General features: G+C 40.6%; 17 protein-coding genes. 7 read left to right on the plus strand and 10 right to left on the minus strand.

The annotated features are described in order from the left end of the window. Positions 1–73: 73 nt before the first annotated feature. The 3 genes from G6Q48_RS11130 to ybjG all read right to left on the minus strand — a co-directional run bounded on the left by G6Q48_RS11130 (position 74) and on the right by ybjG (position 4,294). Positions 74–1,441: an L-serine ammonia-lyase gene (locus G6Q48_RS11130; protein WP_102138424.1), complete on the minus strand. Its 1,368-nt coding sequence runs from the start codon at positions 1,439–1,441 to the stop codon at positions 74–76. A 74-nt stretch (positions 1,442–1,515) separates the two neighbouring features. Then, positions 1,516–2,832: a serine/threonine transporter gene (locus tag G6Q48_RS11135; protein ID WP_102138425.1), complete on the minus strand. Its 1,317-nt coding sequence runs from the start codon at positions 2,830–2,832 to the stop codon at positions 1,516–1,518. 853 nt (positions 2,833–3,685) lie between these two features. Continuing rightward, the gene (gene ybjG / locus G6Q48_RS11140) at positions 3,686–4,294 is read right to left on the minus strand and encodes an undecaprenyl-diphosphate phosphatase (RefSeq protein ID WP_102138426.1); all 609 of its coding nucleotides are present in this window, start codon (positions 4,292–4,294) and stop codon (positions 3,686–3,688) included. A gap of 196 nt (positions 4,295–4,490) precedes the next feature. Here ybjG and G6Q48_RS11145 point away from each other — a divergent pair, with 196 nt between their 5' ends. Then, positions 4,491–4,919, plus strand: coding sequence for a secondary thiamine-phosphate synthase enzyme YjbQ (locus tag G6Q48_RS11145; protein WP_102138427.1), 429 nt, complete (start codon positions 4,491–4,493; stop codon positions 4,917–4,919). 247 nt (positions 4,920–5,166) lie between these two features. Here G6Q48_RS11145 and G6Q48_RS11150 read toward each other — a convergent pair whose 3' ends face one another. Beyond that, positions 5,167–5,430, minus strand: a complete 264-nt coding sequence (locus G6Q48_RS11150; RefSeq protein ID WP_004256424.1) for a GrxA family glutaredoxin — start codon at positions 5,428–5,430, stop codon at positions 5,167–5,169. Positions 5,431–5,590: 160 nt separating this feature from the next. Between G6Q48_RS11150 and G6Q48_RS11155 the strand changes: the two genes are divergently transcribed. The 3 genes from G6Q48_RS11155 (at position 5,591) to rlmC (ending at position 7,715) form a co-directional block, all read left to right on the plus strand. Beyond that, on the plus strand, positions 5,591–5,917 hold the full coding sequence (locus tag G6Q48_RS11155) for a YbjC family protein (RefSeq protein ID WP_102138429.1): 327 nt from the start codon (positions 5,591–5,593) through the stop codon (positions 5,915–5,917). 139 nt (positions 5,918–6,056) lie between these two features. Next, positions 6,057–6,572, plus strand: coding sequence for a YbjN domain-containing protein (locus G6Q48_RS11160; protein ID WP_102138430.1), 516 nt, complete (start codon positions 6,057–6,059; stop codon positions 6,570–6,572). Between the two features lie 9 nt (positions 6,573–6,581). Beyond that, the gene (rlmC, locus tag G6Q48_RS11165; protein ID WP_166266486.1) at positions 6,582–7,715 is read left to right on the plus strand and encodes a 23S rRNA (uracil(747)-C(5))-methyltransferase RlmC; all 1,134 of its coding nucleotides are present in this window, start codon (positions 6,582–6,584) and stop codon (positions 7,713–7,715) included. 71 nt (positions 7,716–7,786) lie between these two features. Here rlmC and artM read toward each other — a convergent pair whose 3' ends face one another. The 6 genes from artM to G6Q48_RS11195 all read right to left on the minus strand — a co-directional run bounded on the left by artM (position 7,787) and on the right by G6Q48_RS11195 (position 13,226). Beyond that, on the minus strand, positions 7,787–8,455 hold the full coding sequence (artM, locus tag G6Q48_RS11170) for an arginine ABC transporter permease ArtM (protein WP_166266488.1): 669 nt from the start codon (positions 8,453–8,455) through the stop codon (positions 7,787–7,789). Beyond that, positions 8,452–9,192, minus strand: a complete 741-nt coding sequence (gene artQ, locus G6Q48_RS11175) for an arginine ABC transporter permease ArtQ (protein WP_102138434.1) — start codon at positions 9,190–9,192, stop codon at positions 8,452–8,454. Before artQ ends, artM begins: the two co-directional genes overlap by 4 nt. 12 nt (positions 9,193–9,204) lie before the next feature. Further along, entirely contained in the window at positions 9,205–9,948 is a 744-nt protein-coding gene (gene artJ, locus G6Q48_RS11180) for an arginine ABC transporter substrate-binding protein (protein WP_102138435.1), read from the minus strand. A gap of 18 nt (positions 9,949–9,966) precedes the next feature. Then, on the minus strand, positions 9,967–10,695 hold the full coding sequence (gene artP, locus G6Q48_RS11185; RefSeq protein WP_004256404.1) for an arginine ABC transporter ATP-binding protein ArtP: 729 nt from the start codon (positions 10,693–10,695) through the stop codon (positions 9,967–9,969). A 98-nt stretch (positions 10,696–10,793) separates the two neighbouring features. After that, complete coding sequence (locus G6Q48_RS11190) at positions 10,794–12,275, minus strand: DUF2867 domain-containing protein (protein ID WP_166266490.1); 1,482 nt, start codon at positions 12,273–12,275, stop codon at positions 10,794–10,796. Positions 12,276–12,326: 51 nt separating this feature from the next. Then, positions 12,327–13,226, minus strand: coding sequence for a lysine exporter LysO family protein (locus G6Q48_RS11195; protein WP_166266492.1), 900 nt, complete (start codon positions 13,224–13,226; stop codon positions 12,327–12,329). 405 nt (positions 13,227–13,631) lie between these two features. Between G6Q48_RS11195 and G6Q48_RS11200 the strand changes: the two genes are divergently transcribed. The 3 genes from G6Q48_RS11200 (at position 13,632) to macB (ending at position 18,552) form a co-directional block, all read left to right on the plus strand. Next, entirely contained in the window at positions 13,632–15,296 is a 1,665-nt protein-coding gene (locus G6Q48_RS11200) for an ATP-dependent nuclease (protein WP_166266494.1), read from the plus strand. 203 nt (positions 15,297–15,499) lie between these two features. Then, positions 15,500–16,606 carry a macrolide transporter subunit MacA gene (gene macA, locus G6Q48_RS11205; RefSeq protein WP_166266496.1) on the plus strand — a complete coding sequence of 369 codons (1,107 nt, stop codon included), beginning with the start codon at positions 15,500–15,502 and terminating at the stop codon, positions 16,604–16,606. Between the two features lie 2 nt (positions 16,607–16,608). Then, on the plus strand, positions 16,609–18,552 hold the full coding sequence (macB, locus tag G6Q48_RS11210; protein ID WP_166266498.1) for a macrolide ABC transporter ATP-binding protein/permease MacB: 1,944 nt from the start codon (positions 16,609–16,611) through the stop codon (positions 18,550–18,552). The last annotated feature ends 57 nt before the right edge of the window (positions 18,553–18,609 follow it).

The following is an 18,609-nucleotide window of genomic DNA, read 5'->3' on the forward strand; positions in this document are numbered from 1 at the left end:
TAAGTAGAAAATGATGTGAACACAAAAATGCCTGCATTAGCAGGCATTTTTATCGAGGTGATTAAGACACAAACTATTCGCAGTGAGCCAGTTTAATCGCTAAGCCGCCTTGGGAGGTTTCACGATACTTAGCGTTGATGTCTTTACCCGTTTCATACATGGTTTCAATGACTTTATCGAGGCAAACTCGTGGGTCACTGACGCGACGCAGTGCCATACGGGCTGCATTGACGGCTTTAACGGAAGCAATGGCATTACGTTCAATACAAGGTACTTGTACTTGTCCACCAACAGGGTCACAGGTTAAGCCTAAGTTATGCTCCATGGCAATCTCTGCCGCAATACACACTTGCTCAGGGCTACCGCCCATTAGCTCGGCTAATCCCGCAGCGGCCATCGAACAAGCAACACCCACTTCCCCTTGGCAACCAACTTCTGCACCAGAAATTGACGCATTCATTTTATATAACGCACCAATGACACCGGAAACTAAAAAATAACGGGTATAGGAATTTTCATTCACCGGGCGAATGAATTTATCATAGTAAGCTAAAACGGCAGGTATAATGCCACAAGCACCGTTAGTTGGCGCTGTTACAACACGACCACCCGCTGCATTTTCTTCGTTAACAGCAAGGGCATACATGTTGATCCAGTCTATTACCGCCATTGGGTCCATATTAGTGCTATCTGTTGTGACCAATTGGCGACGTAGAGCCGCTGCACGACGAGGAACACGCAATGGGCCGGGTAATAAGCCTTCAGTCGTGACACCGCGCTCAATACCCGCTTTCATCACATCCCATATGGATGAGAGATATTGCTGAATTTCTTCTTTACTACGCAGTGCTAATTCATTCTGCATCACGAGCGCGGAAAGCGATAAACCGGTTTCTTTACAGTGTTTTTGCAGGTCAGCTGCATATTTAAATGGGTAAGGGACTTGAACGGCGTTTTCGTCTGACTGGCCAAAATGTTCTTCATCGACAATAAAACCACCGCCGATAGAATAGTAATTTTTGCTGTAAATAACATCATCACCACTGAATGCTGTAATACTCATTCCATTTTCATGGAGCGGTAGGTTGGTAGTATGAAAATTCATGCCACCTTCAGTAGGGAAATCAACTTCATGTTGCCCATGAGCAAGGGAGAGCCTTTCAGTTTGCTCAACATTACGCATAAAAGCAGGAATAGCGTCAATATCAATGGTATCCGGTAAGTTACCCGCAAGGCCCATAATAATTGCCATATCCGTTGCATGGCCTTTACCTGTTAAAGAGAGCGAACCATAAACATCAACTGCAATTCGTGTTGTGCGAGTGAGTATTTCTTGCTGGATAAGGTCGTCAACAAATTGTTTGCCCGCTTTCATTGGGCCGACGGTATGGGAACTTGAAGGGCCGATGCCAATTTTGAAGATATCAAATACACTAATCATATTCAGTGCTTCCTTTTGTAGAAAGTCATTGAAATTAGGTAGCTTCCATTTAGGACGCTACCTAGTGGCTTCAATTAGAAGAATAACTTATATGTTGCCGCAGAGATAGCGACCAGACCCATAATTACAATAAATATATTACTGATTTTACCTGAGTATTTACGCATCGCAGGTACTTTGCTAATTGCATACATTGGCATTAAGAACAGTAAAATTGCGATTACTGGGCCACCGAGGCTCTCGATGATATCTAGCACACCTGGGTTTAATGTTGCTACTATCCATGTTGTGACTAACATGAAGATAGCAGTACCACGGTTTAACTTGCGAACATCAATTGTTTTACCTTTTGCACGGTAAGCACGCTCAACCAAGCCATTGAAGCCTTCACGTGCGCCTAAGTAGTGACCTAGGAAAGATTTAATAATTGCGATAAAGGCAATGATTGCAGCTGCATATTTGATGAATGGCTGGTCAAAATAGCCAGACAGGTAGTCAAGAATACTGATATTTTGTGCTTTAGCTTGTGCGAGATCTGCTGAAGATAAGGTAAAGACACAGCTGATCACGAAGAACATAACGGTCAGCACCATCAGAATGTGTGCAGAAGCAAGAATTCGTGAACATTTTTGTTCAGCTGCATCACCGTATTCTTCACGTTTTGCAACGGAGAAAGCAGAAATAATCGGCGAGTGGTTAAATGCGAATACCATCACTGGGATTGTCAGCCAAATAGTGACCCAGATGCTTTGTCCGCCGGTATTTTTTGTTGCTTCAGTGATACCTTCCCAAGTTAATGTATTCAGTACATCACCAGACCAATGTGGGATCATATACAGTGAGAATGCAACCAGCACGGCGATAAATGGAAACACTAACATACTCATGACTTTTACGATGTATTTCTCACCGAATGCCACAATCGCCATCACTCCGCCTACAAGGATCAAGGCAAGTAGCCAGCGTGGTGGTGCGCCAACGCCTAATAATTCGGTTAAGAATTTATTGACGTTATTGGTAATGGAAACACCATAAACAAGAAGAATAGGATAAATAGCAAAGAAGTAGAGTAGGGTGATCCAGTTACCTGCTGTGCGACCAAAATGCTCCTCTACGACCTCAGTAATATCACCGTCCGGTTTTGAGCCAGACAGAACGAAGCGTGTTAACCCACGGTGAGCAAAAAATGTCATTGGGAAGGCTAATACCAGCATCAGTAAAACAGGTAATAAACCACTCATACCTGCGTTGATGGGCAAAAACAGTACCCCAGCACCGATAGCTGTACCATATAAACCCAGCATCCATACTGTGTCAGTTTTGCGCCAAGCATTGCTAGTTACTGTTTGCGAGGCTGTTTTGTCGATGGAACCAACTTTTGTTGCATCCATAATAGTCTCCGAAAATATAAGTCAAAAAAAAATCATTTAGCGTAACGGCAAATGCATTACGAACTTTTAATCTTTTGGTACGAACAATTACTCAATAACAATTGTTTTCTTTTGCGTAACAATCTGATTGGAAATAAAACTAATATTAGGTCTAAATTTATTTTCAATCAGTTTTGCATTTTTATCATAAATTTTTAAAAGTGGATTTTGAGGGTGTGAATTTATAGTTTACCAGAATAAAATGCCGTGATCATTATCTCAAAAGAGAAGTATCTCCTTAGATTGCGATAGATAATCATATTTTATAAAAATGTTAAGAAAATTTGCGTTAGGCTTGCTTTTATTAGAGGCTAAATGCTAATTAAATAAGTTTAAATTTTCTTAATTTTTGACAGAATTAAATTCTGCTGAAAAAATATTATTATATTAATGATTAAAATTGAGCTGATTAAAATATCATCCATATCAATATAAATATTGAACTGTACTGTAATGGAAGTACGATTCAGTCGATTTTATTTCTCAGTAATATGTTGATAATTATGGTTATTGTTTTGGTTTTTAGAATGATTCTTTGCGTGATTAATTAGTTTGGGAGTTGGAAGAGATAGTGCTATATATTAATTAATTTGAATTTTTTTCATACTTATATTTGCCACTTTTTTCGCAACGAAAAAAATAATTAAAATAGGTAACAAAATATTTGTTAACTGATTGTTTTAATAATTTTATTGATAACTTAAAAAAGATTTTAATGCTGAATATAAAAATAAACAGAAACTTTGATCTAGCTCAGTTTTTATCATGGGAAAGGAACTGGCATTAATTAATGCCAGTATTTGGATATAGGTTGTTATGGCTGAAACCAACCTTTACGAATAAGAGGGGCACAAATGAAACTATATAGCTGAGTAATAGGTGATTGAATTTTATTCGCACCAATAGACCAGAGAATTTGAGCTAAACCGCATGCGACAATCGCAAGTATAAAGGCGCCTGCCATATCTAAAGGCCAGTGAACACCGAGGTAAATACGCGACCAAGCAATGACAATAGCGGGGATCATCATGACAAGCCCTACCCAGGTCCTTAGCCAGAAAAGAAACGCGAAAGCGAATGTAAAGACAATCGTGCCATGGTTGCTCGGGAATGAAGGCGTGGCTTTATGTTCAGAGAAATTGGTGCCAATTCCCATGACAAATGGGCGGTCATGCGGCGCGAAATAGCCTACTAACCACGAAATTGCTAAACCAATGACAATAGCAATGGCCGCTTTGCAGGCAAAGGCACGTTGGCGAGTCATATTTGGCTGGGCGCCCCAAAACCAACAAGCAACAGTAAATAGTGGAAATAACAGAATTAAGCGTTTTGCAATCACGTTAGCTACAGCAATGGTTCCACTTGCAGTTTCTGGAGTAGCATTGATCAAATTGAATAGATCAAGGTTAAGTTGTTCCAGCACAGTTCAGTACCTCGGACAGATAGTTAGTAAGACAAAATAGGTATTAAAGGGAGATTAAAGTTTCTTAATGAGCAGGTAAAGTCCCTTTGTCTTATTATTGAAAGCTTTGTGCGACAAATTTACTTGCGGTTTAACTATTACTCAATAATTATTTAGTGCAGTAACAGACTTAGATAAGTAAAAGGGAGAAAAAGTGATGTGGTGGCAAAAAGAGATACAACTTAGCGCAAAAGTAAGAGGGTTTCATTTAGTGACAGAAGAAATTCTCAAGCAGCTTCCTGAACTTAGCTTAATTAAGGTTGGTTTAGCCAATATTTTTATTCAACATACATCGGCATCTTTAACGATCAATGAAAATGCGGATTACACTGTCAGAGAAGACTTCGAGAGTTTTTTTAATCAGGCCGTTCCTGAAAATGAGCCTTATTATAAGCATGATTATGAAGGAAGTGATGATATGCCTGCGCACCTAAAAAGCAGTTTATTGGGTGCAAGTTTAACGATTCCGATTACGAAAGGGCGTTTAAATTTGGGAACGTGGCAGGGGATTTATTTATGTGAACATAGAAATCATGGTGGAAAGCGTAGGTTAATCATTACATTGCAAGGCGAACCCAGCCGTTAGAAACAAAAAACCCGATAGCATGAAAACAAACAGTTGGCTATCGGGCTCCTCAATATGGGGACATCAAAGAAAAGCAGTGGCACTAATTAAGACCCCGTCTAAAAAAGAAAGTTCTCACTTAGATGAAAAAAAGTGCAATATTTTTATTAAATTTGGCTTAAATAGCACAAAAAGAACAAGCAAAGTGTTAACACCTATAAATAAGTGAACAACTTTGCTTGTTGGGATGAAAAACGGATGTGACTAATTACTTGTATAGATTCAAATTTTCTTTAGCGTAAGCTTCGAAATCTGTGCACCCACCGATGTGTTGCTCATCAATGAATATTTGTGGAACGGTTTCAACAGGTTTACCGACAGTTTTAGATAAATCTTCTTTAGAAATACCTTCAGCTTGAATATCAACATAGCGGTAGTCAAAATCTTCACGCTCATTTTTCAGTTTTTCAGCGAGTTCTTTTGCACGAACACAGTATGGGCAGCCAGGACGACCAAAAATAACAGTATACATAGTATCTCCTTTTTATCTTGAACTCAGATTCTAATTGCAATGCTCAATACTATGCCTATATAACTTATGAAATAAAAGTCGAATTTTCCTGTTATACCTATAGGTATGGCATATAATTCACAGTTTGAGAAAGAGACACAATAATGAGAGGAGAAAAAGAATGAGTCATAAACCTCAATCTAAAGGGACAATGCGTTCATTGGCTGATATGCCAAAGCCCATTATCGTGTTAGAAGGTGTGGGGATCATTCTGCTTATTATTGTTTTGTTAGCACTAAATGACTACATCACACTGCCAGAGCCTTTAATGCAGTCAGGGGTGATCGTGAGCATGATTATGGTCGGTATTGGTTGTTTGGTGCCTGCAATGATCAACATTGTCTGGCGAGCAATTCATGGTCTGAGTTTTTTGGGTATTGATCATAAACAGCCAGAAAAGAGCGCATCTAAAAAGTCAGACTCTGCAGATAATAAACCTGATGAATAAGTAGATTAAGCGCAGTTTTACTGGTGTTTCGCCCTACAATATGTGAGAATTATTCGTTTTTTTCGTTAGGGGGAAATGTGCCAAAACCCTAACAAATCGATATTGCACGACTATTTTGAGTTGAAGAAGGTTATTGCCCATGGATTCTATTTGTTACCCTGACATCACTAAGCTACGTGAATGGCTAGACCAACTCAAAACCTCTTATTTCGAGTGTGATTCCTGCTCTGCATTACATTTACCTCATATGCAAAATATCGACGGTATTTTTGATGCGAAGCTCGATATTTTAAATAATGTTTTGGTGTTATCTGCATTAGCTGAGCTTAAACCGACAGCGATTGTGACGTTAGTGGCGAATATCAGCCAAATCAATGCCAGCTCATTAACAGCGAAAGTTTTCCTTGAAATAAACAATGAAAACTTGCCTAAATTGATTGTTAGCCAATCATTTTCATTAGAAGCAGGGATGACGTATCGTCAATTCGGCCATTTTTTACAGCAAGCAGAAGACCAAATTTCAGCCATTGTATTTGAAATCTTTAGCAATAATTTGCTGTATGCGAGTCAGGATGATTTCAGCGAAGATGATGACAATGTTGATGAAGACTCTGAGCATTCCCTTGACGACAAACCTTCGATAATTATCCACTAAGTCTCTGTTATGCACTGTGAAAAATATGCCGCAGGGCAGTGCCATTCATGCCAATGGTTGACATTAACGCCTGAACAGCAAGTTATTGAAAAACAGAGCCAACTACAGGCTCTTTTGCCAGCTATTGATATCTCTCTATTTCAGCCTCCAGCCACAGGGCCATTGATGGCTTTTCGCAATAAAGCCAAAATGGTCGTTAGTGGTAGTGTTGAGAAGCCAATTTTAGGTATTGTTGGGCGAGATGGGCAAGGTGTAGATTTAACGGACTGCCCGTTGTATCCAGATGCCTTTTCTGATGTGTTTAGTGCCATTATTCCTTTTATTGCAAGGGCAGGGCTGACGCCTTATAACATTGAGCGCAAACGCGGTGAATTAAAATACCTATTATTAACCCAAAGTCATTACTCTGGGAAATTCATGCTGCGGTTTGTGTTGCGCTCAGAGAAAAAAATTGAGCAGTTAAAAAAGGCACTGCCATGGCTACAAGCACAGTTGCCACTGCTTGCGGTGATCACCGCCAATATTCAACCCGTGCATATGGCAATACTTGAAGGTGAGGATGAGATTTTCTTAACGGAGCAGCGCACACTTCGTGAAGAGTTTAATCAAGTCCCTTTATTTATTCGGCCACAAGGTTTTTTCCAAACGAATCCTATAGTGGCTGCAAAATTATACCAAACCGCGAGGGAATGGGTTAAAGCGTTAGATATCGATAGCTTGTGGGATCTGTTTTGTGGCGTGGGCGGCTTTGGGCTGCACTGTGCTGAAAAAGACACTCACTTAACAGGGATAGAAATCAGTGCGCCAGCGATTGCCAGCGCACAGCAATCAGCGGATGAACTTGGATTAAAGCATGTTGAGTTTAAAGCACTTGATTCAACGCGTTTTGCTACAGCGAATCAAGATATCCCGCAGCTTATTTTAGTCAATCCACCACGTCGAGGGATTGGTAAAGAATTATGCGATTACCTTACTCATATGCAGCCTGAATATATCCTGTATTCTAGCTGTAACGCGCAAACCATGGCGCAAGATTTACAGTTGTTAACGGGGTATCACGTATGTAAGGTGCAGTTGTTTGATTTGTTCCCTCATACGTCTCATTATGAGGTATTGACCTTATTACAACGGGTAACTAATTAGTCAATTATATAAAAAAGCTTGGTATTAATACCAAGCTTTCTATTTTTTAAGCCATCTAAGTTGAGATAAAGTTAGCCTCTGTGCTCAAATTCCAATGATTTGCGTTCAATTAAACGCATTAAAATAGTTAAGATTGCATTGACCACTAAATAAATAATACCCGCAGCAACAAATGCCATGACATCCCATGTTTGACCAAAGATAAGCTGGCTGTATCCCATGACATCTAGCATGGTAATGGTACTGGCCAGTGAGGTACTTTTGAAAATTAATACCACTTCGTTGGAATAGGACGATAACGAGCGTTTGAAGGCATAAGGCAAAATAATTCGCATGGTTTGCATTTTACTCATCCCAAGGGCTTGGCAAGACTGCCATTGACCTGATGGAATGGCTTTAACTGCGCCGTGGAATAATAAAGTGGAATAAGCTGCACTATTTAAAGCTAAGGCTACCATTGCACAGACCCAGGGTGTGGAAATAACCTCCCACAGCATAGGATAATCTTGCAAAGATTTAAATTGGCTTGGGCCGTTATAAATTAAGAAAAATTGTACCAATAACGGCGTACCAGTAAACAGTGTAATGTAGACCTTCACTGCTTGAGAGATCACTGGCGTTTTTAGCGACAAAATTAAGGTGAATAATATGGCTAACAGAAAAGCCACAATGAGTGCGCTAAACGTCAGAGACAAACTGGTTGGAAGTCCCGGTAATATTTTTAATATTAAATCTATCATTTCGATTCACCTCGCTCAAAGCGGGTGGTACGTAGCTCAATACGCTTTAGGACTAGCTGGCTGACTAACGTAATTGCAAGGTAAATCAAACCGACAATGGCATACCAAGTAAACGGTTCCTGAGTACGGTTAACGATGGTTTTAGTTTGTAACATCAAATCATTGACGCTGATGAGTGAAACTAATGCGGTGTCTTTCAATAATACCAGCCATTGGTTACCTAGCCCTGGAAGGGCATGGCGCCACATCTGTGGCATGATAAACCGAAAGAAGATCGTGCGCTTTGTTAAACCTAATGCAAAACCTGCTTCCCACTGACCATAAGGGACGGCTTTCAATGCGCCCCTAAGCGTTTGAGATGCATAGGATGCATATAATAAGGCTAGCGCAATAACACCACAAACAAATGGGGTATAGTCAAATTCGCCGCTATTAGCAAAGAAAATACTTGGGTCGATTTGGATGGTGGTTTGCCAAAAACCGAGGTTTAGTTCAAAACCATCACCGAGTAGATTGATGAATTGCAATGTACCGAAGTAGACAAATAAAACCACTAACAATTCAGGTAAACCGCGGATCAAAGTGACCCAGCAGGTCCCTAAAAAGGCAATTGGTTTAAAGCGGACAGACTCCCATGCAGTAAACAGCATGGCTAGAACCAAACCCAAAATCAGCGCAGAAACAGCAAGGCCGACGGTGATACCGGCGGCACTTGTTAAAAATAGAAAGTTGCTCATTAATTATATCGATTACTGTTGAAACCATTTTTTGTGGATAGCATCATAAGTGCCGTCTGCTTTAACTTCTGCTAAGGCTTTATTCATTTTATCCAGCAGCTCTTTATTTCCCTTACGAACGGCAATACCTAAACCAATACCGAAGTATTGTGGATCAGTGACTTTCTCGCCAACTGCACCTAAGTTTTCATTACCTTTCCCTTTTAACCACTCGTCAGCGACTGCGGTATCACCGAAAACGGCATCGATACGGCCATTTTGTAAGTCTAAAATAGCAGATTGGTAGTTATCATAAGGAACGGTTGTCATCCCTTTATGTTGTTCCATGATGTATTTTTGGTGAGTGGTTCCGTTTTGTACGCCAATTTTTTTATCTTTTAATTGGTCTATTGAGCTGATTTTTTCTTTAACGGCAATAAATTCCGCTGAGTTAGGGTAGTAAGTCTCAGTGAAATCTACTTGCTGTTGGCGCTCAGGGGTAATATCGATACCTGCCATTAATGCTTCAAAGCGACGGAATTTTAAGCTAGGAATTAAGCTGTCAAAAGATTGGTGAGTAAATGTACAGGTTGCATTCATTTTTTCACACATTGCATTGGCTAAATCAACGTCAAAGCCAACGATTTGGTTATTCTTATCGAACATTTCAAAAGGCGCGTAAGTCGCTTCTGTTGCAAAACGAATAGTTTCTTTTTCCGCAGCAGTTGCAGATAGGGTTACAGCGCCCAGCAGTGCAGCTAATATAATTTTTTTCATTGCTTAATCCTATATCTATTAGTGTGACAGATAATTTGCAAATGCTTCTGTTTGAGGTGCAGTGAAATGGCTTGCATCCCCTTGTTCTACTATATGGCCGTTTTCCATATACACGACACGGCTAGCGGTTTTTCGCGCAATTTCCACTTCGTGAGTAACGATGACTTGTGTAATCCCAGTTGCAGATAGTTCACGTATGATATCAACAACTTGAGCGGTGATTTCTGGGTCAAGTGCAGCGGTTGGTTCATCAAATAATAAAACTTTTGGTTCCATCATTAGCGCTCTTGCAATCGCAACACGCTGTTGCTGCCCACCTGATAAGTGTAATGGGTAGCGGTCAGCAAATTGCGACAACCGTAAGCGTTCTAATAGTTTAGAGGCTTTTGCTTGCGCTTCTTGTTTTGACAATTTTAATACGCGACAAGGTGCTTCAATTAAGTTGTCCATGACACTCAAATGAGGCCATAGATTATATTGTTGAAATACCATCCCCACATTTTGACGCAGCTCACGGATCGCTTTCGCATCTGGAGCGGAAGAAAAGTCAAATTGCTGACCCACAATGTTTAAGTGGCCTGAACGTGGCATTTCTAATAAATTGAGGACACGTAACAACGAGCTTTTACCTGCTCCGCTTGGCCCGAGTAATACCATAGTCTCACCAGCAGAACACTCTAGATTGATATCAAAGAGTGCCTGATGGGAACCATAGAAACAGTTGATGTTTTTTAATTGAATGCTCATGTGTACCAATAATATCTTATTTCACTACCCGCGATATTAATCCTATGAGCATATTTATGCAATAATTTCTGCATAAAAATTTGGTTTTTACGCTAAAATTAGTCTGATTTAACGGTCAGTTGGTCTGCTTGCTGTTCTTTAGCGAGTTGTTTATCTCGTTCAAAAGCCAGTTCACTGATGCGTTTTGCCATGCCTTTAAAAATAAATAAATGGGCAGGCATCATGGCAAACCAATAGAGTAGGCCGCAAAAGCCAGCTGGATGCCACCATGCCCGAACATCGATTGAACGGCGGTTCCCGCTATCATGAATAGTAAAAGTTAAGCGGCCAAGCCCTGGGGCTTTCATACCAAATAACAAGCTAAGTTGTTTATTTGGTTCAAGATTAATCACGCGCCAGCCATCAATTTCATCACCGAGTTGGAGCTCTTCACGGTCGGGGCGGCCGTACTTCACTTTATTCAGCATCATATCATCCATGATGGCACGGGTTTTCCACAGACCATTGGCATAGAAATAGCCGTTTTTTCCACCGATTTGTTGCACCGTATACCAGAGCGATTCTGAACTGGCTGTTGTTCCAAGGGTTGCTCCCGCTTGTTTTGGGTAATAGCCATAACCGGGGCGCCAGCGTTTTCTGACTTCTGGGTCATACCCCCAATCTGCGTTATCAACGGCATCGGCTTCTTCTGCTAAAGTCGTTCTAACGGCATCATCAAAAGAGACTAAGGTTTGTGGGATCAGCTCTCGTAACGCTTTATCATCTGCCGGAAGGTCGTGCTGCAAGCCTTGGATTAGCTCCTTAGCAATTGATGGGGGGACGGAGGTGATCAAGCTGATGAAATGCACCGAGATCATACTAATCGGGATCGGGATAGGAATAAGTAAACGACGTTTACCACTGACCTTAATAAAGCGCTTAAATAGCTCTTGATAGCTAATAAACTCAGGGCCACCCGCATCGAAAATTCGGTTCTCGGTTGTTGGTATTTTCGCCAATTGCGTTAAATAATATAAAATATTCGACAGGGCGATGGGGGATGATTTAGAACGAACCCAACGTGGCGGGGTTAAAATGGCTAAGTTGTAGACCATATCGCGCATAATTTCGAATGCGGCAGAACCAGAGCCAACGATAATAGATGAACGAATTTCGGTAACTGGGATTTGGCTTTCACGTAAAATATCGCCAGTTAAACGTCGTGCAATTAGATGTGGTGAATAGGTATGCCCATGTTGTAATGCACTAAGATAAATAACATGTTTAACGCTTGAACCTTCAAGGACTTGTTGCACGTTACGAGCGGCGGTGCGTTCACGCTCAACCAAATTGGCTTGGTCGGCCATGCTATGAACGAGGAAATAAACAATATCAATGTCTTGCATGACATCTTTTAATGTTTCAGGGTCATGGAGATCCACATAAATGCATTGGGTATCTTGCCAGCCTTGGGATAACATCCAATCAACACGGCGTGCGCCTGCTGTTACGTCATATCCTTGCTCAATAAGTTTAGGGATCAGATTTTGACCAATATAACCACTAGCGCCCAACACTAAAACACGTTGTTTATCTGTCATGTTAATTTCCTGTTTCACGCAAATTAACGGCTATTGTGACTGAAATTTTACCTATGTAAAGAAGGCCATGAGAATTGGCGTAATAAGACTAAGTACGAAGCCATGAACAATGGCCGCAGGGACAATTGAAACCCCACCGCTGCGTTGTAAAACAGGCAGTGTAAAATCCATTGACGTTGAACCACAAATGCCAAGAGCGGTTGAACGGTAACGATTAATAATAATTGGAATGAGCATGATTGCAGCAAGTTCCCTTGCTAAGTCATTGAAAAAAGCGGCGCTCCCCATGACTGGGCCATAAGCATCGGTGATGACAATTCCTGTTAATGAGTACCAGCCAAAGCCTGAGGCGACTGCTAACCCCATTTTAACTGGGAGACCGAGTAATAACGCGGCTAACGCACCGCCCGCGAGCGCACTGACCCCCATGACAAATGCAATGGTTGTTCCGCGTCGATTGATTAAGATCTGTTTAATACTCATTCCACTATTGCGTAATTGAATGCCAACAAGTAGCAACAGCAGCATTAATGCAGCCTGACTGCCTTTATCGGCATAGTGTAAGAAATTAAAACCCGTTAACCCAACGACAAAACCCAACAGTAACACCCCACAAAGTTGCAGAGACTCTAAAACCATTTTGATCCTAGATGGCGGCTTTTCTTGTTTGTGTTGTGGGATTTTCCAAGGGTCCAATTTATCAAGTAATAACAAAGAGATAACATTTAATGAAAATATACAGCCAAAAAAGGTAATGGCATAAATTAAAATAGAAATTAAGTGAATACTTAAGTTTTCAAGCAGTGCGAGAGTTATTCCCATTAGAAATAAAATAACATATACCATCGAGTTAAGTGATTGGTGTACTCGATGGAGAATTTGTTTATTTCTAATAGTAATAAGGTAACCAAGTGTTAATGGTAGCAGTATAATCAAAAGTCCTGAATACATGGCCGGATCCTTAAAGGTTAACCCATAGACTAGGTAACTATAAACAAAGAGTTATGCTTATCTTTTTTATTTAGGTTATCGAAGCATAAACCTGATATAGCGCCGAGTAAGAAAAGAATTTTTTGTGATAAAATTTTTTTATTGGCGTCTCAATGAAAAATAGGTCAAAAACACTAAAAATGAAAGTTTTCCTATTTTATAACACTGCCATTGGATGCTCAATATAGTTCTCTGTTTTGTTATGAATAATTTTTATTTAGCATATATTGTGATAGTAATGAATGTGGTTAATCGGTAAGCTTTGGTTATTATTCTTTTATATTTTCACTTGGCATAATCATTCAGTACGTAATGGTAACTGATGAAATTGAAGGGGGAATATAAATACTTCAAGGAGAGAGTAATATGTACCTGGAACGTGTGGAAATATACGGATTTAGAGGGATTAACCGGCTTTCTTTAGAACTAAATAATAGTACGGTTTTAGTCGGTGAGAATTCCTGGGGGAAATCGAGTTTACTTGACGCACTTGATCTTCTTCTTTCCCCTGAACATACAAATTACCAATTCAGCCTTCATGATTTTCACCACCCAGCAGGGAATGATGAATCGCGTTACCGCTCATTACAGATCGTTCTAAAATTTGGTGAGCGTCGAAAAGGGCGTCATCAATCATATCGTTTTCATAATCTTAGCTCTGTTTGGGTCGATAACGGAGATGGGCTTAAACATATTTTCTATCGTGTTAGTGCAGAGCTTAAAGATGATGGCACAATCGCCGTCGATAAAAACTTTTTAAACGCAGGCGGCAATAAGCTTTCTTTGGATAATGTAGGTAAATATATCAAAGAAATTATTCGGTTATATCCGGTTATTCGCCTACGAGATGCTCGATTCTTACACTCGCTTAACCCGGAAACGATTGTTTCAGGGCAAAAAGAGGTACGTGACTTATTTAATGCCCGTATTAAGGAACTAACCAGTGCATTGGTCAACAACCCTGAACGCTTAAGTGATGAAGACCTTGGTGATGGAATTGATGCGATGCAACAATTGCTTAGCCATTACTTTTCAGGGCAAAGTTCCCATATTATTCGTTCAGATAATTCAATTGTTAAAATAGAGCCACGTAAGCGCGGCTGGAAAGCGCTTGATAATATTAGTCGCTTAATTGCTAAACCAAACCAACGCAATATTCGATTAATTATTCTAGGAATGTTTTCTTCGTTATTACAATCAAAAGGTAATATTCACTTAGATAAGCATGCTCGGCCATTGATTATTGTTGAAGATCCAGAAACGCGTTTACATCCGATTATGCTCTCCATCGCATGGGGCTTATTTAGTTTATTTTCTCTGCAGCGGATTACCACAACGAACTCAGGAGAGCTGCTTTCATTAGCACCTCTGGAAGACTTGTGTCGTCTGGTTCGCAATACCAATAAAGTTTCAGCTTATCGTTTGAATGAAAATGATTTAAGTGCTGAAGAGTTACGTAAAATTTCTTTCCATATTCGCTTTAATCGCCCATCAGCCTTATTTGCTCGTTGTTGGTTATTAGTTGAAGGGGAAACGGAAATTTGGTTGATGAATGAGTTCTCACGTCAGTGTAACTATTACTTTGAAAGTGAAGGAATAAAAGTTATTGCATTTGCGCAAAGTGGCTTGAAGCCTTTGCTGAAGTTTGCCAATAAGATGGGAATTGAATGGCATGTTTTAACCGATGGTGATGAGGCTGGGCGTAAATATGCGGCAACTGCGACGCATTATGCTAACAAAATTGATTCCTCAAATAGGGATAGGCTAACGATGCTGCCAGCACCAGATATGGAACATTTCCTATATCGAGAAGGGTTTAGAAGCCTTTATCATGAAATTGCTGATATTCCAGATAATGCAAAGGTTTCAACTAGGCGGGTGATTATTAAGGCAATTTCTCGTACATCGAAACCGGATTTAGCGCTAGCCACTGTTAATAGAGCCGCAGAATTAGGGCCAGATAGTATCCCGCTGCAATTGAAAATTATGTTTTCTCGTGTGGCATGGTTGGCAAGAGGTAAAGCAAACTAATAGAGATATTGATAAATTTTACTCGTTGTTGATTGAGTATTGAAGAATGGCTATCTCATGTTGAATCAATTGATAACTTAAGTGATATATAATTTGATGATTGTTTTTTAGCTGGCAATAAATTGGGGATCCACCTCCTTTAACAAGTTGTCAGCAATTTTAGAGGGCAACGCCCTCTTTTTGTTCATAGGAAGCAAGAAAACATGAAGGCAAAGCCTAAAAAAAAGTGGCCGATTTACTTGGTAATCATTATGTTAGCCCTAGTCACCGCAGGGTTTCTTTTAAATCGTGAAAAAGAAGCGGTTTTCCAAACCGTAGATGTCATACGAGGCGATTTAGATAAACAAGTACTGGCAACGGGAAAACTCGATGCTGTACGTAAAGTCGATGTTGGGGCTCAGGTGAGTGGGCAGTTACAAACACTGTATGTTAAAGAGGGCGATTATGTTAAAAAAGGCGACTTATTAGCGGTTATTGACCCCAAAAAAGCCCAAAATGATGTTATTGAGTCAGAAGCAACAACACGTGAACTCGAAGCCAATTTATCATTAGCTCAAGCGGAGCTTCGCCTTGCTCAAGTGACTTATCAACGTCATTTAAGCCTAGCGAAACAGCAAGCAGTTTCTCAACAAGAACTTGATAAAGCTAGAACAGATGTGGAAGTAAAAAAAGCGCAAGTCGCCACTTATCAAGCTCAAATTAAGCGTAACCAAGCCACCCTTGATTCGGCAAAAACAAATCTAAAATATACGCAAATTACGGCTCCAATGGATGGCATCGTCACCTTTATTAAAACATTACAGGGGCAGACGGTTATTGCGGCTCAGGAAGCACCAACGATTTTAACGCTTGCGGATTTGGACACGATGCTAGTCAAAGCCGAAGTTTCTGAAGCCGATGTGATTTATTTACAACCGGGTCAAGATGCCTCTTTTACTGTTTTAGGGGCTCCAGATAAAAAATTTGCGGGGCAATTAAAAGATATTTTACCGACACCTGAAAAAATCAATGATGCCATTTTTTATTATGCGCGTTTTGAGGTACCCAACCCGCAACATTTATTGAAATTACAAATGACGGCTCAGGTCACTATTGAATTAGAATCACGTAAAAATGTGCTGTTACTACCGCTATCTGCATTAGGCAATGAGATCTCACCACAAACCTATGAAGTGGATATCCTTCAAGGCAATAAAGTCGAGAAAAAACAAGTTGAAATTGGTGGCCGAAACGATGTGTATGTGGAAATTATCAAGGGCCTAAATGAAGGTGACAAAGTGGTCATTGGGCACAGCGAGACGGAATACTAACTATGTCTGCGTTAATTGATCTTCAAGGGATCACTCGCCGCTATGGGGAAGGTGAAAACCAAGTTACGGTCTTAAAAAACGTTTCACTGCAAATTAATGCAGGTGAGATGGTGGCGATTATTGGCGCTTCGGGGTCAGGGAAATCTACACTCATGAATATTATTGGGTGCTTAGATAAACCAACAGAAGGGAATTATTGTATTGATGGCCAAAGCGTCGCAACGTTAGATAACGACCAATTGGCAGAACTGCGCCGTGAACATTTTGGTTTTATTTTTCAACGTTACCATTTATTAAACCATTTAAGTGCGGAACAAAATGTTGAGGTGCCTGCGGTATATGCAGGGGCCGGTAAAAACCAACGTCGCGAGCGAGCTGCTCAACTATTGCAGCGTTTAGGGCTCGGAGAGCGGGTTGATTACCGCCCAAGCCAGTTGTCTGGTGGGCAACAACAGCGCGTGAGTATTGCCCGGGCTCTAATGAATGGTGGGCAGATAATTCTAGCGGATGAGCCAACAGGAGCACTGGATAGCCATTCGGGAGAAGAGGTCATGAATATTTTAAAAGACCTTTGTGCCCAAGGACATACCGTAATTATTGTCACGCATGACCCTGAAATAGCTCAGCAAGCGGAACGTATCGTAGAAATTAAAGATGGCGAGATCTTGAATGACTCGGGTAGCAAAGCCACGACACGAACAAATTCATTACCAAAAGCTCCGGCAAGAAAACTTACATTAAACCAAATGTATGGTCGGTTTAGCGAAGCTTTGTTAATGGCTTGGCGTGCCATGGTTGTCAATAAAATGCGCACATTACTGACGATGCTTGGGATTATCATTGGTATTGCGTCGGTGGTATCAATAATGGTGATCGGTGATGCGGCGCAAGGTATGGTCCTTAATGATATTAAATCGATCGGAACCAATACCATTTCTATCTATCCAGGGAAAGATTTCGGTAGTGACGATGCGGAAAATAGGCAGTCATTGAAATCTTCGGACATTGACGCGATTGCTAAGCAGCCTTATGTCCACGCTGTCTCTGGGGAATTGAATAGCTCAACTCGGTTAAGAAAAGGCAATTTAGATGCATCAGCTCAACTTTTAGGTGTTGGGCGTGAGTATTTTAATGTTTATGCCTCGAAGTTTTCAGAAGGAATGGGGTTTACTCAAGATATGGCGGACAGGCGAGCCCAAGTGGTGGTGATTGATGCCAATACCAAACGCCGGTTTTTCCCTAAACAAGAACATATTATTGGCGAAACTTTGCTCATTGGTAATATGCCTGCAACGGTTATCGGTGTGCTTGAAGAGAAAAAATCTGCTTTTGGCTCTAATAAGTCATTATCCATTTGGTTACCAGATACCACGGTAAATAGTAAAGTGCTTAATCGGCCCTATTACGACAGTATTACTGTACGGGTTAAAGACGGTTATGACGCTAAAACTGCGGAGCAGCAACTGATCCGTTTACTGACATTACGCCACGGTAAACAAGATATTTTCACCTATAACCTCGATACCTTTATTAAAACGGCAGAGAAAACAACCCAAACAATGCAGTTATTTCTCACACTAGTGGCCGTTATTTCATTAGTGGTCGGAGGAATTGGTGTGATGAATATTATGTTAGTTTCCGTTACTGAAAGAACGCGAGAAATTGGTATTCGAATGGCAGTAGGTGCTAGAACTAGCGATGTGATGCAGCAATTTCTCATCGAAGCCGTGCTGGTATGTTTGATGGGAGGGCTAATGGGGATTGGACTATCGTACGGGATTAGCTTATTGGCTCAAATGGCGTTACCGGGCTGGACATTTTCTTTTGATCCTGTGGCGTTAGTCAGTGCCTTTGTTTGTTCAACGGCCATTGGTATTATTTTTGGTTTTTTACCTGCTCGAAATGCGGCTCGCTTGAACCCAATTGATGCGTTGGCGAGGGAATAAATTGTACATATAAAGTACTCCATGCACATTTATCAAAATAGTGCATGGAGTATTATT

Source organism: Providencia sp. M-27 (assembly GCF_011077905.1).
In the GTDB taxonomy this organism is placed as follows: domain Bacteria; phylum Pseudomonadota; class Gammaproteobacteria; order Enterobacterales; family Enterobacteriaceae; genus Providencia; species Providencia huaxiensis.

What these genes read in the sequence shown, in the direction of transcription:
- G6Q48_RS11130 (WP_102138424.1), bottom strand. Translation starts at nt 1,441, where the DNA reads ATGATTAGTGTATTTGATATCTTCAAAATTGGCATCGGCCCTTCAAGT.
- rlmC (WP_166266486.1), top strand. Translation starts at nt 6,582, where the DNA reads ATGCACTGTGAAAAATATGCCGCAGGGCAGTGCCATTCATGCCAATGG.
- G6Q48_RS11150 (WP_004256424.1), bottom strand. Translation starts at nt 5,430, where the DNA reads ATGTATACTGTTATTTTTGGTCGTCCTGGCTGCCCATACTGTGTTCGT.
- artJ (WP_102138435.1), bottom strand. Translation starts at nt 9,948, where the DNA reads ATGAAAAAAATTATATTAGCTGCACTGCTGGGCGCTGTAACCCTATCT.
- macB (WP_166266498.1), top strand. Translation starts at nt 16,609, where the DNA reads ATGTCTGCGTTAATTGATCTTCAAGGGATCACTCGCCGCTATGGGGAA.
- G6Q48_RS11190 (WP_166266490.1), bottom strand. Translation starts at nt 12,275, where the DNA reads ATGACAGATAAACAACGTGTTTTAGTGTTGGGCGCTAGTGGTTATATT.
- G6Q48_RS11135 (WP_102138425.1), bottom strand. Translation starts at nt 2,832, where the DNA reads ATGGATGCAACAAAAGTTGGTTCCATCGACAAAACAGCCTCGCAAACA.
- G6Q48_RS11195 (WP_166266492.1), bottom strand. Translation starts at nt 13,226, where the DNA reads ATGTATTCAGGACTTTTGATTATACTGCTACCATTAACACTTGGTTAC.
- artM (WP_166266488.1), bottom strand. Translation starts at nt 8,455, where the DNA reads ATGATAGATTTAATATTAAAAATATTACCGGGACTTCCAACCAGTTTG.
- G6Q48_RS11160 (WP_102138430.1), top strand. Translation starts at nt 6,057, where the DNA reads ATGGATTCTATTTGTTACCCTGACATCACTAAGCTACGTGAATGGCTA.
- G6Q48_RS11155 (WP_102138429.1), top strand. Translation starts at nt 5,591, where the DNA reads ATGAGTCATAAACCTCAATCTAAAGGGACAATGCGTTCATTGGCTGAT.
- macA (WP_166266496.1), top strand. Translation starts at nt 15,500, where the DNA reads ATGAAGGCAAAGCCTAAAAAAAAGTGGCCGATTTACTTGGTAATCATT.
- G6Q48_RS11200 (WP_166266494.1), top strand. Translation starts at nt 13,632, where the DNA reads ATGTACCTGGAACGTGTGGAAATATACGGATTTAGAGGGATTAACCGG.
- artQ (WP_102138434.1), bottom strand. Translation starts at nt 9,192, where the DNA reads ATGAGCAACTTTCTATTTTTAACAAGTGCCGCCGGTATCACCGTCGGC.
- G6Q48_RS11145 (WP_102138427.1), top strand. Translation starts at nt 4,491, where the DNA reads ATGTGGTGGCAAAAAGAGATACAACTTAGCGCAAAAGTAAGAGGGTTT.
- artP (WP_004256404.1), bottom strand. Translation starts at nt 10,695, where the DNA reads ATGAGCATTCAATTAAAAAACATCAACTGTTTCTATGGTTCCCATCAG.